The following is a 15,782-nucleotide window of genomic DNA, read 5'->3' as shown; positions in this document are numbered from 1 at the left end:
AGTTCGCTTGTGTTAGAATTACCATGTGCAGGATTTGACGCCAGGAACTTATAATGAATCCAATAGCCGACAAAATTTATGGAAGCCTTATCGGTCTGGTTTTCGCCGATGCAGTAGGTGCACGCTTTGAAGGAATGCCGCAAGAACAACTTCGCTCGAAATTTAGTGACAGGTCCGCAGCTTTTGAATACGCTTTGAATCGCCGGAAGTTGCAGTACACAGACGACGGGCAAATGGCTCTGGCGCTTGCGGAACACCTTACAGAGACCTCGTCGATTGTTAGCGCAGCACTGATGCAACAATTTGTTCAGGCTTATGAGTCGTGGCGCGGATATGGCCGCGGTGCGAAAGTGTTGATTGAAGCATTCCGCGACGATGCTGAATACGAATTCATGGCAGAACATCTGTTCCCTGGTGGATCATTGGGAAACGGTGCTGCCATGCGAAGCGCTCCAGTGGGGCTGCGATTCATCGGCGACATAGCCCGAATCTGGGATGAAGCTAAGTCCAGCGCCTGGCCCACGCATCGACATGAGCTTGGTATCGAAGGAGCGCAGCTAATTGCGGTTGCCACATCGCTTGCCGCTTCTGAATCATCAATCAATCCCATATTACTTGCAGAAAACCTGCTGCCTTTGTGTTCTACTGTAGTGTTCCAAAACAGATTGGAGCGGTTGCGTCAGATCGAGACAGACGAAGACATCGAACAATTTGGAAATGGAATTGAGTCGCATGAGTCAGTCGTTACAGCGCTGGCTTGCTTCGCCCTCCATCCGCAGAACTATGAGCAGGCAGTCACAACAGCGATTTGGCAAGGAGGAGACACCGATACGATTGCCGCCATGACCGGCGCTTTGGTGGGTGCACATGTCGGCTCTCGGTATATCGACGCGCTGCCTGTGAACCGACTTGAGGAGGGCGAGACATTCATCGCCTACGTTCGCGAAATCGCAGATCGACTTACTGCCAGTGCACAGGAGGGATAACGATTGCCCACTTAACACTTCAACTTTTCCGAGCAAATCGTCCGTTCCATGAGGAAGACTCCATTGCCACTGCTACGATATCTGTTCGGACTTCTTTTTCTTGGAGGTTGCTTCTTTTCGGTATTCGTGTGGGTTCTGATTTTAATGCCGGTGGAATCCTTGTGCCTAAGTATCGATTTACCGCGCTAGACTCTGCGATTGCGCTGTTCGGTAGTCTGTTAGCAACGACGGGGTATTTCATCTGGGAAAACTGGCTTGCATATGCTTTGCGAGGCAAGTTCCTTATAATGCGTGACACAACCGTCCAGTGGCTCACTATTCTAAACTGTCTTGGCTGGCTGATCTTTCTTCCGTTTCGTCGAACAGATTCCGTTTGGGAAGTCGTCTCAGAATTGCCCTTGGTAGCTGCTTAGATCTTATTGAATCTTTGCCTCACAATATCCTTACTCCTATACTTTGCGACATTTCATAGTTGTGCTTCCGATGAAGAGTCGCTCAGTGACGGTGATACCAAGAAGGATTAGTAGTCGAGGCTTTAGCGGAACTACGTTTGGTTCCGATGGAAGGCGGTTCTATGAGCGACTGTGAAGGCTGCATTCGGGCGGAATCAAAAGTCTGCGTCCAAGACGACTCGATAACGCGCCTTACCAGCGGCGACGTGCTCGAAAGCTTTATTGATCTCGCCCATCGGAAAATGCTCGGTCTGCGGCGCGATGTCATGTCTTGCTGCAAAGGCGAGCATATCGGCCATGTCAACTGGCGATCCAGTTGGCGATGCACTAACACTAGCTTGCCTCATGATCAGAGGAAAGATGGAAACCGGAATGGGTTCTAGGACTGCACCGACGACGTGCATTCGACCGTTGGGTGCGAGCGAAGCGATCAGAGCATCCCAATCGAGTGGCACGTTCACCGTAACGATCAACAAATCAAACGACTTTTCAAGTCCTTGTATCGCGTTGCTGTCGCGAGTGGCAACAACATGCTGGGCCCCGAAGCCACGCGCTTCTTCGAATTTGCTTTCGTTGGATGTGAACGCTGTCACCTCGCATCCATACGCCGTTGCAAACTTCAAAGCCATGTGTCCTAACCCACCGATGCCAATTATTCCGACACGACTCTTGGGCGTTGCAAACATCGCGATGGGATTGAAGACGGTAATGCCTCCGCAGAGCAAGGGACCAGCATCGGCGACATTTAGTCCATCGGGAAGCGGGATTGCCCACGCCCAATGAGCTCGCACGGAATTTGCGAAGCCGCCAAAGTGACCGGCGATGGTCGGTTGCACTTCGTTGCAGAGATGTTGCTGGCCCGACATACACGGGCGGCAGTGCATACAGCTCCCACTGTTCCAACCAATGCCGACTCGTTGGCCAACGGTTAAACCTTTGGCGTGCGAGCCCAACGCCGTAACGCGCCCGACAACTTCGTGTCCCAGCACGGCAGGATATGCCGCTATGCCCCACTCGTTTTGCCACATTGAAAGGTCAGAGTGACAAATGCCGCAGTGCTCGACTGCGACCTCTACTTCTTCTGCTCCCAGCGGTGGCCGATCTAACGATTGTTTTTGGAATGCTGTCCCAGCCGCGGCCGCGGCCCACGCTTGATAGTCCATGACTTAGTCACTTTCACTGAATGTAAATGCATTGACGCAGCAGTATTGAGCTTGCTCGGTTCCATTCGATCCAAACTTTCATTGTGTGCTCGATTCTATCTTATCCGCTTGGTTTTGAATAACAGAAAATAGAATGCAGAACCAATACTTCAGCCGGTCGTTTTTCGGTGGCGCGCGGTTTTGTCTGAAGACGCTCCGAGGAACAATGAGATGTATGCATTGATCGACAAGGAATCAAAGGCAGTGCTCATTCTGCAACCATGTTGCTCGAAGTCTGTCACGTCGATTCTATTTTCAGTGGCTCTTGTCGAGCGAAGTCCTTAGATGGCGACGAATCGCGTAGCCTTCACGAAGCGGAAAAATTTCGGCGTTTCCTAGTTTCTTTCAGGAACGCCGATTGATCGGCTCTTGCGGCACAGTCCCTGCGTTAACAACGGTCAGAGCATCGAACGCTTCGATGCCGTCTACGCCATTTCACTGGAGGTCTTTTATGTCTCGTTTAGCACTTGTTGCCGTCTTCGTCCTATCGGCGATCGTTCCATTGACTGCGTCTGCTGCCCAACAAGAGGATTCAAAAATGAAGAAGTGTGCAGAAATATGTGCCGCTTGCCAAGTTGAATGTGATAGTTGTTATGATCATTGCTTGAAACTACTTTCCGAGGGAAAAAAGGAGCATCAGAAAACTGCAAGAATGTGCGCGGACTGCGCCGAGTGCTGCAAGACTTGCGCAACGCTTTGCGCTCGCAACAGCCCCCTAGCAAAACCAATGCTCGACTGTTGTGCTAAGTGTTGCGAAGAATGTGCAGCAGCATGTGAAAAATTCCCTGACGATGAACACATGGCTGCGTGCGCCAAGTCTTGCCGCGATTGCGCAAAGCAATGTCGCGATATGTTGAACCAAGTTCAGTAGTGAGCTGCAAACGTCGGTACCAACAATTATAAGGTTCTGACGATAACGTGCCATCGTTTAACCGCGCGAGCAGCGGGCTGCGCACAATGAGCAACGCGGTGCATCACGCGGTGCGTTGGCTTAAGCAATGCAATACACCATTTTTAGTTAAAAGCTGACGCGAAACGCTCGAACATACCTCAAACTGGTTTTCGTAAACCGGTCTTTATAGTGTAGAATGGCGGTTCGAGCCGATCAGAACGGGGCTTGTCGCTAGCGGAAGCACTGCCGAAGCGATATAGCGAGCCCGATCGGAGGCAGAAATTTAGAAATTAATTCATTTTGGGATGAAGGCCGCGTTTCTGACAGGCATCTAATTTTTGTCCCGGTATACATGCAAAACCCCAGCAAACTTCATGTCGTCACTTCCTATCCAAATCGTTCTGCTGTTCGCTGTTGCGTTCAGTCAGGTTTTTGGCGGAGTTTCGTGCTGCTGTCTGTCGCAGGTCTTCGTGGCTGGTGCCGAGAGTACAAGCGACGTTAGTTCGCTAACGGGTGCAATGACCGACAACCCCGTTGATGTGCCGAAGTGCCCCAGATGTGCGATGGCGCGGACTTCTAGCGCAATCAGCAAAGCTCAGGACAGTCCCTCTGGAGCAATCGGTCAAGATGATCATTGTCGATGCCCAAAACTTGCCGCCAGTGTTGGCATTCAAATTGAGTCATCTACGCCGCATATCGCCACGGCTTTTTACTTCGCACCAGTTTATGTATGGAAATTGGCGGCCACGACGAAGCTTGATACGCCACGAACCGATGGCGTTCCCGTTCGCTTTAACGGGCATTCGTGGCAATCGGTTACATGTGTTTGGAGTATTTGAAACTTAACAAACCATCTAGCAAGAGTTTGTTTTCTCGGTCTCGAGTCCATGTTAGGCAGAGTCGAGTAAGTTTCAATACTACCTAATACCAGGTGTGTGATGTCTACGAATCTAGCTCTACCAAATGTCCTTGCGCTAATGCCGTTCGGTTTTACGGCGAATGGAAGTGAGGACTCAACGACTGCGTATTGTGTCGCTTCAAGCCACGAAGTTAGCTTCGTAAGGAAGCACGCTTCCTCTTGTGTGATGCAGCATTCTTGCTGTCGCCGTTAGTCAGGCAGCGTCGACGAAGTGGAATGCGGTCCAGGATCTGAAAAGAATTCTGGACAACTATCACTTTCTGACGGTAAGGAGTGAAGAATGCAGTCATCAGAATCATCCAATACTTTGACTAATATAACAGTCGGCAGACCTTGCACAGTCACACAACAGGAACTGGAGTGCTGGGTGAGGCGAGCGGTCGATGGAGAACGAGAGTATCAGAAGCATATCTACGAGTTTTTGGCAGCTCGTACCTACCGTGTGATCCGAAAAATCGTCGGTCCATGTCACGCTGACGATGTGATGCAAGACTTTATGATCCATTTGTTTGCAAAGCTAGGTAAGTATCGTTTTGAATCGTCGCTCGAGACATGGGCGTATCGAATGGCTGTGACTCAAAGTTTGCAATACTTGCGAAAGTTGAACCGTGAAGAACAACGACTCCAAAGAGCAGCGATATTGGCGGAAGCGTCAAGTGCATCGAACAAACGTAGCCAAGGAGATGCAACCGATATGCTAGAACGAGCGCTGGAAAATATTGCAGGCGAGCATCGCGCTATTCTGCACATGAAAGAAGTCGAGGGCATGGCGTACGCAGCCATTGCCAGCATCCTTGAGATTCCGGAAGGAACGGTTGGTTCGCGATTGAACAAGGCGAGAAATGAATTGAGAAATTCTCTGATCCAGTTGGGATGGAAGGCATAACAATGCATTGCGAGCAGACAACCGCGCAATTATCGGCATACATAGACCAAGAGGTTGATGCTGGAACAAGTCGCGAGATCGACGAGCATGTAGAGCGATGTGAGCATTGTCAAATTGTGCTCGCAGACTATCGTGCCATGGGAACTTTGGCGCGTCAGTCTGAGGCTCCCGTCAACACCGACGTCATCTGGGCACATATCTCAGAGAGCATATTTATAGCTCGGCGGCATGCATTGCCAATGTTTGCACCCAAAAAGCGACGAGCCATGCAGTGGAGCGTGACGGTTCTAGCCACCGCCGCTTCACTCGCCTTTGTGTTTTACGCGTTAGCTCCCAGCAGGTCGGAGCATCAGCATACCGATGACCAATCGCACAGTCATGCGTCGTTAGCGACTGACTTCGAAGAGGTGTTTCAGTTCGCCAATCGCGAGCCACAGCGTGCGCTCTCCACGCTAGCTTCGAAATACGAGGGCCGCCAACTTAACGAACAGGAGACGACCAGCTACTTGGGGTATGAGCCTGCTCTGTACAAGGGCGTTCCGAAAGGCTTTACACTTGTTTCCACTTATGTCTTAAAAATGCCTTGTTGTAAGTGCTCGGCTACCATTTGCGAACGGCAGGATGGTTCGTCACTTATCATCTTTGAGCATAGAGATGAACAACCTATTTGGTTCGGTGGTTTGCCATCGATAGAGACGTCGTGCGCAGGTAAGACATGCAAGATCACCGAATCTGACGGGCAGCTAGCTGCAAGTTGGAAGACTGAAGATCGACAACTTACGGTGATTGGTGCGAACAATATTGAGGAAGTGACTCAGTGGGTGGCGTCACTGAGTCTTTAGCGAACGGTTTGCCTAACCAAGCGCTACGCCCAACGAGAATGAAGATTCGTTCCTATCGGCCCCAGAAGAGCAGATTACCCCTCATTACAGGTAGAAAAATGAAAAAGAGAAAATGGGTCTATTGGAGTTTAGTGCCCACATTATTTGTCGGCCTGGGCGTAATCGTTGGCTGCAAACCGGACTCACCAGATACATCAGAAGCCGCCGCAGTTCAAGGCGACACGCTTTCACAGAACTCCGACAACAGTCGGACCGCTGATGATTTGCAAGCGACCGATGTTCGAGGCGACGGGGATCATGGGCATATACCGGGCGCTCACGGAGGTATCATGGTGTCGCTTGGACGCGACAGTTATCACGTCGAAGCTGTCATTGATTCCGAAGGCACCGTCCGGTTGTACACGTTGGGCAAGGACGAGACCCGCGTGATCGATGTCGAGAGCCAAACCCTCACGGGATTTGTTAAGGCAGATGGAGAAGCGGGCTCGCAGGCTGTAACCTTCGAGCCCGCACCACAAGAGGGTGACGTGCAAGGCCGGACATCTCTTTTCGTAGCTAAACTACCCTCGGAGCTGGCGGGGCGTAAACTCGATGTGACGGTCCCTAATATTCGCATCGACGGAGAACGGTTTCGGTTGGGCTTTGTTTCGGGAAGAGCCGAACACGAAGAAGCGACGGAGATGCCTGGTAAAGTGGTCGATAGCGACGAGCGCGATCTTTACCTAACTCCAGGCGGCCGATATACCGCAGCCGACATTGAAGCGAACGGCAATGCTACTGCGACTCAAAAATTCAAGGGCCTAAAATCGGCGCATGATATGAATCCAACCTCTGGCGACAAAATATGCCCGATTACCGAAACCAAAGCAAACCCCAAATTTACATGGATTGTCGATGGCAAGCCGTATCAGTTTTGCTGCCCCCCGTGCGTAGATGAGTTTTTGAAAATGGCGAAGGCGACCAGCGATCCAATACCAGACCCAGAGTCTTATATTAAGAAGTAGATTTGGATTGAATGGCTAGGACTTCGATGACCAACCGGTTAATTACAGTGCTCGTTGCGACCTTCCTCAGCTTGAGTACAAGTTTCGCTGGTGTTCGTGCGCACGAGGAGCACCAGCCATTGCCCGCAAAAGGAGTCGAGGTCGATACTAAAGGGGGCCGCATAACACTCACTAGCCAAGCTCGGGATGCAATCGGACTGCAATCTACAGAAGTTGTTGTCGGCACAGTTTCGTCAACGCTCAAGGTCTACGCTGAATCGGTTGCACCGTGGCAGGCTCAAGCGTTCGGGTCCGCCCAAATACCTGGCCGTATCGTAAAACTATTGGCGCGCCCTGGCGACACAGTATCTAAAGATCAAGTAGTTGCTGAGTTGAGCAGTCGTGAACTTGAAGCTGTTAAACTTGCCTACTGGCAGGCAGATCGTGAGTTATTGCTTAACCAACGATTGGTGGCCATGACGCGTCCAACGGTTCAGGCTGGTGCGGTACCTATGCAGCGACTACTGGAGCTAGAAAATGCACTGGAACAGAGTGAAAACCAGCGGGAAATCGCTCGAGTGCGGGCGAGTGTTCTTGGCTTAGACATGCGAGATTCGAAACTGGAAAGAGACGACGAATTGCATTACGCAGTTCGGTCGCCAATTGCTGGAAAAGTAGTTCATTCGGATCTGGCGGAGGGAAAATTTGTAGAAGCGTTCGAGCATCTATTCGAAATCGTGAACACTGATCAGACGTGGGTGCGACTCCAACTGCTTGAGAAGGACGTATCCGGAGTTGCTATTGGAAATCACGTCGAACTTGAATTTTTGAATTCAGCGGTTGCGATCGCGGGCACTGTTGAACAAATCGATGCGAGCTTGGATCCACGAACGCAAGTCAGTTGGGCTTGGTTATCGATTTCTGATCCGGCCATTATGCCAGGCATGGTTGGAAAGGCAACGATTTACACATCGACGCAGGACGAGAAGCTTACCGTGCCAACCCATTCGGTATATAGCGATGGCTTACAGTCTTACGTCTTCATCGAAGAGGCGTCGACGCGATCCACTGGCGAGTATCGCAAAGTAAATATCAAGCTCGGCACCCGCAGTCTCGTAACCGGTGAATCTGCAGAACCAATGGTTGAGATCGTGGAGGGTGATATCTTTCCAGGCGACCGTGTCGTCGTGAAGGGAGGTCATGAATTATCGAGCTTGTTCTTTTTGGACGTGCTCAAGCTTTCGGCGGAAGATCAGCAGCGATTGGGGATCGTGACCACGCACGCAGCCTATCGTGAGATTGCCAAAACGGTTCAACTTCCTGCCCAGGTGACATTGCCGCCTGAGAACCAGTTAGTGTTGTCATCTCAGCTTGATGGAACTGTTCATTCTCACTCACTTAGTCCTGGTCGCCGTGTACGTGCAGGTGAAGTGTTGATCGAGATTGCTTCTCCTGAGTTTTATAGGCTGCAGCTCGAATTGCTGACGGCATCATTGGATAGTACTCTGTTGCGACGACGCGCCGATCGACTGGAAGAGTTGCAAGGGGATGCCGTTTCTGTGCGAACTATATTGGAAACGCGTTCGCAAGCAGAACAGTTGGAAATGCGAGCCGACAGCCTCAAACGCCAACTTTGCACGCTGGGACTTGTAGAGGATGAAATCACGTCGATCGTCGACCATAAAAAGATTCTCGACTTTCTTCCTCTGAAGTCAGCCATCGACGGAAGAATAGCTTCGTCCGAGGTAACTCTGGGTGAGACAGTTGTTGCGAGTCAGCGTTTGGCCGAGGTTCATAACCTTGACTCCGTGTGGATTGAGGCTCATTTTCCATCGTCAAACATTGGCTCTCTACCACTCACCGCCAATGGTATTGCCTCGACTTTAGCCAACCCTGAGATTCGGTTTCCAGTTTCTTTGTCACGTATCGCACCTGTCGTTGACGAGTCAACTAGGACGCAACGACTCTGGCTCGTGCCACAAGCGACCTCGAGTCTGCCCACACTACGTGCGGGTACCCTGATGTCCGTCTCCCTATCGCTGAACCATAGTTCCTCAAGACTCGCCGTGCCAGCAGCATCGATCGTGCGCGATGGACTTCGCGTATTCGCATTCGTGCAAATGCAAGAAGGTCATATCGAGCGCCGGCGATTAACTATCGGTTGCACTGATGGCGATTTTGTGGAAATACTCTCAGGCATTAACCTTGGTGATTCAGTCGTCACCGCTGGCAGTCGTGAACTACAAACTGCGTTTGCATCATTAAGGTAGCTCACTTTGCTTGACAGCATTATTCGACTCTCACTTCAGAACCGCGCGGTCATCGCTATCGCCTCGCTGCTCGTGATGCTGGCGGGAGCGTCGCTGCTGCGCACCATGCCGGTCGATGTATTCCCAGACCTCAACCGTCCGACCGTGACGATAATGACGGAGGCACCTGGATTAGCGCCGGAAGAAGTTGAAGTACTGGTGACGCGGCCAATCGAACTGCTTCTAAATGGTGCATCCGGCGTTAAGCGTGTCCGTTCTTCTTCTGCAATTGGGCTTTCCATTGTTTGGGTGGAATTTGACTGGGATACCGATATATTCATTGACCGGCAAACCGTAAATGAAAAGCTGCAACTCGCCCAAGCCAAACTCTCGCCCGGCTCCAATCCTACGTTAGCCCCCATCTCATCCATCATGGGTGAGATCATGCTGCTGGCGCTCCGCAGTGATTTCAAGCCCGCTTCTGACGCTGAAGCTGAAGAAAAGGCGATGGAGTTGCGAACCCTTGGTGAGTTTACAGTCCGCAATCGACTGCTTGGCGTTGAAGGTGTTTCTCAGATTTCTGTGATGGGTGGCATCCTTAAACAGTATCAAGTGCTGACATCGCCGGCACGATTGGCCGCCCAGAACATCACTCTCGCGCAACTAACGGAGGCCACTGCTAAGGCTAACGTACTTGCCGGTGGAGGGGTGATGAATCGTGGTGACAAAGAATCATTGTTGAGAATCCAGGGGCAATCGTTAACTCTTGAAGAGGTCGCTGCGACACCTATTCTGTGGCGCCAACAAGTTCCTATACGCATCGGCGATGTAGCCGATGTCAAGCTGGGCGGGCCAATTAAGCGAGGTGACGCATCCGCGATTGTGAAAGTCGAACCCGATACTCACTTTGCCGTGGAGCATTCACTCGAATATGAGCGCAGCAGATCGACTTCAAACTCTGAAGACGGCAAAACGGAGGAACTGGATGAGCAGGTAGTTGCAAGACCGTATCGGGAACTTCGCGGCGGCAGTGCCGTCATCCTAACGGTCCAGAAGCAACCCGATGCAGATACAATTAAGCTGGATCGAAGAATTAATGAGGTCATTGATTCGCTGCGCCGCGAGCTGCCATCCGATGTGAAGATCGAGTCGGAAATCTTTCGGCAAAGTCACTTTATTGAAGCGGCTGTCGACAATGTCGTGGAAGCAGTAAGGGACGGGGCAGTTTGGGTTGTCGTGATTCTGTTCTTGCTGATGGGCAATTTCAGGACAAGCGTTAGCTCCCTCAGTTCCATGCCATTGTCAATATTCTTGACCGTTATCGTTTTCTATTTTCTCGGCATCACGATCAACACTATGACTTTGGGCGGCATCGCGGTTGCCATCGGCGACCTAGTCGATGATTCCATTGTAGACGTGGAAAACATTTATAGACGACTTCGAGAGAACAAGCTCTTACCGGCGACGGATCAGAAGCCAGCGATCGATGTGATATTCTCTGCTTCTAGTGAGATTCGCAACTCAATTGTTTACGCTACCTTGATCGTCGTCTTGGTTGTAGTTCCGCTTTTCATGATGTCAGGTATTGAAGGTCGTTTGTTTGCGTCGTTAGGAATCGCGTACATCATAGCACTATTATGTTCGCTGATTGTCGCTTTGACGTTCACTCCGGTGCTAGCCAGTGTCCTGTTGCCAAGTGCTCCTTTCCTGGCCAACAGACGGGAACCGATGGCAATGCGATGGTTGAAACGATGGGACGAGCGACTGCTTCGTTGGACGCTTGATCGCCCAGGCTTCGTCGTAGTCGGCGTCAGTGTCTTGGTATTGCTGAGTTGCTTGACCTTGCCTTGGATGGGAGGAGAGTTTTTGCCTCCGTTTAATGAAGGGACGGCGACACTCAATCTACGTCTGGAACCTGGCACATCGTTAGCTGAGAGTCAACGCGTTGCTGGCCGAGTGGAGGCGATCCTTCTAGAGGTGCCCGAGATTCTCTCCGTTGCCCGTCGAACCGGACGCGCCGAACTGGATGAACATGCTGAAGGAGTCAACGACACAGAGTTCGAAGTTCGGTTCGCCCAGTATAAGTCCGAAAAGCATGGCTGGCATAACGCAGTTTTGCGAGCGATCCCGATTGCTCATCTCTGGAGCTTTGAGTACCGCGGCCGCCCACAACAGGAAGTGATCTCAGACTTGCGAGATCGGCTCTCGAGCATCCCAGGTGCAGCGGTAAATATTGGTCAACCGATATCGCACCGTCTGGACCACATGATGTCAGGCATTCGAGCGCAGATTGCCATTAAAGTGTTCGGGCCCGAGCTTAGTGAGCTGCGCGCTGCCGCTTACGACATTCAATCGCGAATCCAATCGATCGATGGCGTTGTGGACCTACAGATCGAACCTCAGATCGAGGTGTCTCAACTACAAATGCGAGTTAAGCGTGAAGAAGCGTCCAGGTACGGGCTTGCTCCGGGCGATGTGGCAGAGGTTCTCGAAACAGCGTTTAAGGGGCAAGTGGTATCGCAGGTCATTGAAGAAGACAAGTATTTTAGCTTAGTTGTCTGGTACGACGAAGACGCGCGTCGTGACCCCAACGTGATCGAGGAAACGATTCTGGAGACGCCATCAGGCGCGAAGGTAGCTCTGTCGCAGGTAGCAGAGATCTTCGATACGACCGGGCCGAACATTCTTAACCGCGAAAATGCCCACCGTCGGATAGCCGTTTTTTGTAATGTCCAAGGACGTGATTTGACCAACGTCGTTAGGGACATCAAGCAAGCGATTCATCCCGTCGAAGAATCCCTGTACGAGTTGCCTGGCGAGTACTATCTGGACTACAGCGGGCAGTTTGAAGCTCAGCAACAGGCGACAGTTCGACTTTGGGGTTTCGCGGCGTTAAGCATGATCGGTGTTTACCTGTTGCTGCTGAAAGCCTTAGATTCTCATAGGTCCGCGTTTCAAGTGATTGCCAATGTGCCTATCGCAGCTTTGGGAGCGATTGTCGCATTGCTGATAGTCAACCGACCAGACGCGGCAGAACTTGCCGCTACTCCTTGGTACTATTGGCCATGGGCTTGGATACAAGCCACGCATTTGTCACTGGCACATTGGGTGGGCTTTATAACACTGATCGGCATCGTCAGCCGCAATGGCATAATGATGATTTCTCATTATCAGCACCTTATGCAAGTCGATGGCATGCCTTTCGGTAAAGAGATGATTATCCGGGGCAGCCTTGAACGACTCGCGCCTGTGATGATGACGGCCATGACCAGCTTTGTTGGACTGGTGCCTTTGCTGTTTGGCTATGGCGAGCCTGGCAAAGAAATACTTTATCCGCTTTCCGTGGTTCTTTTTGGCGGAATGATCGCCTCCACAGTGCTCGACCAAGTGGTAACTCCTGCGCTCTTTTACTTATTCGGTTCGCCAAAGTCCTCTTCAGAAGCCGTGTGATTGAAAGCAGGCGCGTCTTAGTCGCTCACGAGCTGATCGAACTCCGCAATGCCACATGGAAAGAAGTTGGCGGGCACCGCGATATTCTCGGCCAGTAGCCTTGAGAGACATGCAGCTTGCTCGCGTTTTTCCCAGCGGCAATGCACTACGGTGTGCAGAGGCGATTGAAAGTAGTGCCCCGCCGGGGCTAGCGAAGCACCATGGCTTAAGAGAAAGTCGACCATTTCTGCATTCCCAAAACAGAGAGCCCAGGTGAGCGGCCGAGCTTCCATCCAACCGACGGCATCAATCGGCCACCCCAGTTCGATCATCAATCGAACGCCCGACCAATTCTGCATTTGAGCGACATGTGCAACAAGCCTCCGGTCAAACGGATTGAGTTGCTGTTTCAAGTCTGGGGACTGGTCGATCAGCGCGCGGGCGAGTTTGCGATCGCCAGCGGCCGCTGCCACGATCCACGCTTCTTTGGGTGATCGTGGCGATTCAATTGCCCCGTGTGCACGCAGCAAATCGGCGATTGCGGTCGAACCAAGGCCAAGCGCGTAATCGAGTGGCGTGTTCCCTTTACGACTTATAAAGCCTGAATGATTTGGCTGTGTGAGGGCATTAGGATTGGCGCCGGCATCAAGGAGGGCTTGAATGACGGCGATCGGAGCGCCTTGCTTGACCGCCCAATGCAGTGTTGTCTCCTGAGCCGCAGGGTGTACGGCATTAGGATCGGCACCTTGCTGTAGAAACCAATATACCGCTTCGGGCCATCGCATATCCAAGGCATGTTTCACACAGTACGAGATGTCCTTGGCGTGGAGCCCGTACTCGCCCAAGGCCATAAGCAGTTCAAGATTCCATTTTTCACAAGCGTGGTAGAGTGACTCATTGTCGTTAGGATCAGCGCCTGCATCCAACAAAATCCGTGCACCGGAGACCGAATTCGCCTCAACTGTACCATACAGAGCAGATTCCTCTTGGTTATACTGCGAGTTAAGCCAACTTGAGTTTGGATCCGCACCATGGTCCAGGAGCAGACGGAGCACGTTCAGCAAGGCTGCACTGCGGTTCGGCCAAAAGCATGACCAAGCGGCGTACAGCAGGGGCGGCCAGTCTTTGCTGCCTCCCTTGGTTACTGCAAGCGTTGGATCCTGCTTTAAAAAGTCTGCAACAGCCGTTGCATCGCCGTACGCTGCAGCGGCGTACACAGAACTTCTAGTAACCGCTGGTACGTCGGTCGCTAATGCCACAGCGCGAGCTCGATCGCCCCAGTGCCACGCCAGCTCTAAGAATTGGTCAGCCTTCTCCGCCAGATTCTTGCTTGCCATTTCGACATGCATCTTCAGTTTTGGCCAAGAATCGAACCCATATTCCCGGGCGATTGTATGTTGAGCGGCGGCGAGTGTGACTTGGGAAAGTGAACGTGAATGCTGTGCTGCAACGCGATCACAAGCCGATTTGTCACCGGCCTTCACTCCCCTTAACAGTGACTTTGCCTGTTGCTTTAGATGACCTAGGTCAGGACGGTCCGGCAGTTTGTGAGTCGACATGGTCGACCTCCTTTCTCGTTTACCCCGTGGGGCAATGAACCTGTGTCCGCTCAACAGGGAAGAAAGAAGGTGCTAAAAAATACCTTCGACGACAGATGAACTTCAGTTCTTTCCGCGGACTGGTGGCGATCTGAGACGCCGCTCTGAATCGTACTCAACCCAAAAAACAAAATCCAGTAGGGATCGATTTTGCCAAATTAAAATTTTGCAAATGCGCCTCAACTGCCAGCCAGCGGCCTTACTTCCCAAGCTGCAGCCAGGCGTCAACAACCTTCGATTATCGGCGGAGAACAAGCTTGCGAACCAATACCTTTTCGCGAGCATTCATGCGGCGGACAGCCACTCGTTGGGGGTAGACTCTTTCAATGAAACATCTAATCTGTCTGTAAAACGAGCAGAGTACATTGAGCCAACCGTTAAACGAATTAAGATTCGTCGGCTATTGAACAACGTGCAAAATTTTTGAGTCGTTCGCATCGTCTCTACACCCGAACTTATCCATGACCGAAACAAACGAACCTCTAGAAGAACCTGAACGCAAGACCAGTGCCGCAAAAGATCCCTTGCACGGGGTCACGCTTGAGCAGATGCTGGTGCGTATGTTCGATCGCTATGGTTGGGATGAAATGGCAGAACAGATTCCGATTCGCTGTTTTCAGTTCGATCCCAGCGTAAAATCCAGTCTTGCTTTTCTGCGAAAAACGCCCTGGGCGCGGAAAAGGTTTGAAGACTGGTACGCTTACACTGCTCGTCGCTTTGGTTTCGACAACAAAAACGACGCAAAGTGACTTTTAAATCGGGCCGCTTCGGCAACTTGATCGATCCGTAAATGATAGTAACAGTGTAGTTCCTCAAGCATAGTTTATTTTTGTGCGAGGATTGTCAAGCCAAAGCTGATCAAGGGTTACTTGGTATTTCATGTTCAACTAATTCTGCAAGTTGCACCAACGATTCTTGCCAGCCGTGGTAGCACATTTCAACGGGAATCATTTCAGGAATTCCCGATTGCACGATGGACAGGTCTGTTCCACAAATCGCGGGCCGGAGAGTAATCGTTACTTCCATCTCTCCTTGCAGGTTCGGATCTTCGAACCTGTCGACGTGTTTAATTCGTTCGTTCGGCACAAGCTCTACGAATTTTGCCTCAAACGAGTGGCTGTGTCCGTTTTCAAAATTGGTAAATGACATCCTGTACCCTTTTCCTACTTTGGCATCGAATTCGAGCATTTTGCCGAGGAAGCCGTAGGGAGGCATCCAGCGGCATAATGCATCGGCATCGAGAAATGCTCTGTAGACGCGTTCCGCTGGCGCTCGCAGGACGCGATGCAGTCGAACAGTATTCTTTTCGCTACTCATGGTTGTATTACTCCGCGGTTCATGTGT

Annotated in this window: 13 protein-coding genes; 10 read left to right on the top strand and 3 right to left on the bottom strand. The window is 51.4% G+C overall.

The annotated features are described in order from the left end of the window. Positions 1–53: 53 nt before the first annotated feature. Positions 54–986, top strand: a complete 933-nt coding sequence (locus tag SH451x_RS12555; protein ID WP_479362801.1) for an ADP-ribosylglycohydrolase family protein — start codon at positions 54–56, stop codon at positions 984–986. Between the two features lie 128 nt (positions 987–1,114). Further along, positions 1,115–1,399, top strand: coding sequence for a hypothetical protein (locus SH451x_RS12550; RefSeq protein WP_479362800.1), 285 nt, complete (start codon positions 1,115–1,117; stop codon positions 1,397–1,399). Positions 1,400–1,593: 194 nt separating this feature from the next. On the opposite strand, the gene ahr is transcribed toward SH451x_RS12550, so the two are convergent. Continuing rightward, positions 1,594–2,601, bottom strand: coding sequence for an NADPH-dependent aldehyde reductase Ahr (gene ahr / locus SH451x_RS12545; protein WP_479362799.1), 1,008 nt, complete (start codon positions 2,599–2,601; stop codon positions 1,594–1,596). Positions 2,602–3,058: 457 nt separating this feature from the next. Here ahr and SH451x_RS12540 point away from each other — a divergent pair, with 457 nt between their 5' ends. From SH451x_RS12540 to SH451x_RS12510, 7 genes are all read left to right on the top strand, one after another. Further along, positions 3,059–3,511: a four-helix bundle copper-binding protein gene (locus SH451x_RS12540; protein WP_479362798.1), complete on the top strand. Its 453-nt coding sequence runs from the start codon at positions 3,059–3,061 to the stop codon at positions 3,509–3,511. Positions 3,512–3,906: 395 nt separating this feature from the next. Further along, positions 3,907–4,371 (top strand): hypothetical protein, encoded by a 465-nt coding sequence (locus SH451x_RS12535; RefSeq protein WP_479362797.1) that lies wholly within the window; start codon positions 3,907–3,909, stop codon positions 4,369–4,371. 360 nt (positions 4,372–4,731) lie between these two features. Beyond that, entirely contained in the window at positions 4,732–5,337 is a 606-nt protein-coding gene (locus SH451x_RS12530) for an RNA polymerase sigma factor (protein ID WP_479362796.1), read from the top strand. Between the two features lie 2 nt (positions 5,338–5,339). After that, positions 5,340–6,179, top strand: a complete 840-nt coding sequence (locus tag SH451x_RS12525) for an anti-sigma factor family protein (protein ID WP_479362795.1) — start codon at positions 5,340–5,342, stop codon at positions 6,177–6,179. Between the two features lie 98 nt (positions 6,180–6,277). Further along, entirely contained in the window at positions 6,278–7,183 is a 906-nt protein-coding gene (locus tag SH451x_RS12520; protein ID WP_479362794.1) for a hypothetical protein, read from the top strand. A gap of 26 nt (positions 7,184–7,209) precedes the next feature. After that, positions 7,210–9,432, top strand: a complete 2,223-nt coding sequence (locus SH451x_RS12515; RefSeq protein WP_479362793.1) for an efflux RND transporter periplasmic adaptor subunit — start codon at positions 7,210–7,212, stop codon at positions 9,430–9,432. A gap of 6 nt (positions 9,433–9,438) precedes the next feature. Further along, positions 9,439–12,861: an efflux RND transporter permease subunit gene (locus tag SH451x_RS12510; protein ID WP_479362792.1), complete on the top strand. Its 3,423-nt coding sequence runs from the start codon at positions 9,439–9,441 to the stop codon at positions 12,859–12,861. A 17-nt stretch (positions 12,862–12,878) separates the two neighbouring features. Here the strand turns inward: SH451x_RS12510 and SH451x_RS12505 are convergent, their stop codons facing one another. Continuing rightward, positions 12,879–14,399 (bottom strand): ankyrin repeat domain-containing protein, encoded by a 1,521-nt coding sequence (locus tag SH451x_RS12505; protein ID WP_479362791.1) that lies wholly within the window; start codon positions 14,397–14,399, stop codon positions 12,879–12,881. A 500-nt stretch (positions 14,400–14,899) separates the two neighbouring features. On the opposite strand from SH451x_RS12505, the gene SH451x_RS12500 reads away from it, so the two are divergent. Then, positions 14,900–15,187 carry a VF530 family protein gene (locus SH451x_RS12500; protein WP_479362790.1) on the top strand — a complete coding sequence of 96 codons (288 nt, stop codon included), beginning with the start codon at positions 14,900–14,902 and terminating at the stop codon, positions 15,185–15,187. Positions 15,188–15,296: 109 nt separating this feature from the next. Here the strand turns inward: SH451x_RS12500 and SH451x_RS12495 are convergent, their stop codons facing one another. Next, positions 15,297–15,755: an SRPBCC family protein gene (locus SH451x_RS12495; RefSeq protein WP_479362789.1), complete on the bottom strand. Its 459-nt coding sequence runs from the start codon at positions 15,753–15,755 to the stop codon at positions 15,297–15,299. Positions 15,756–15,782 lie beyond the last annotated feature (27 nt).

The sequence above is a fragment of the Njordella aestuarii genome (assembly GCF_056494165.1).
Note: the sequence above shows the minus strand (reverse complement) of the source record. Positions and strands in the feature narration are given on the sequence as shown.

What these genes read in the sequence shown, in the direction of transcription:
- SH451x_RS12555 (WP_479362801.1), top strand. Translation starts at nt 54, where the DNA reads ATGAATCCAATAGCCGACAAAATTTATGGAAGCCTTATCGGTCTGGTT.
- ahr (WP_479362799.1), bottom strand. Translation starts at nt 2,601, where the DNA reads ATGGACTATCAAGCGTGGGCCGCGGCCGCGGCTGGGACAGCATTCCAA.
- SH451x_RS12540 (WP_479362798.1), top strand. Translation starts at nt 3,059, where the DNA reads ATGCCGTCTACGCCATTTCACTGGAGGTCTTTTATGTCTCGTTTAGCA.
- SH451x_RS12535 (WP_479362797.1), top strand. Translation starts at nt 3,907, where the DNA reads ATGTCGTCACTTCCTATCCAAATCGTTCTGCTGTTCGCTGTTGCGTTC.
- SH451x_RS12530 (WP_479362796.1), top strand. Translation starts at nt 4,732, where the DNA reads ATGCAGTCATCAGAATCATCCAATACTTTGACTAATATAACAGTCGGC.
- SH451x_RS12525 (WP_479362795.1), top strand. Translation starts at nt 5,340, where the DNA reads ATGCATTGCGAGCAGACAACCGCGCAATTATCGGCATACATAGACCAA.
- SH451x_RS12520 (WP_479362794.1), top strand. Translation starts at nt 6,278, where the DNA reads ATGAAAAAGAGAAAATGGGTCTATTGGAGTTTAGTGCCCACATTATTT.
- SH451x_RS12515 (WP_479362793.1), top strand. Translation starts at nt 7,210, where the DNA reads ATGACCAACCGGTTAATTACAGTGCTCGTTGCGACCTTCCTCAGCTTG.
- SH451x_RS12505 (WP_479362791.1), bottom strand. Translation starts at nt 14,399, where the DNA reads ATGTCGACTCACAAACTGCCGGACCGTCCTGACCTAGGTCATCTAAAG.
- SH451x_RS12500 (WP_479362790.1), top strand. Translation starts at nt 14,900, where the DNA reads ATGACCGAAACAAACGAACCTCTAGAAGAACCTGAACGCAAGACCAGT.
- SH451x_RS12495 (WP_479362789.1), bottom strand. Translation starts at nt 15,755, where the DNA reads ATGAGTAGCGAAAAGAATACTGTTCGACTGCATCGCGTCCTGCGAGCG.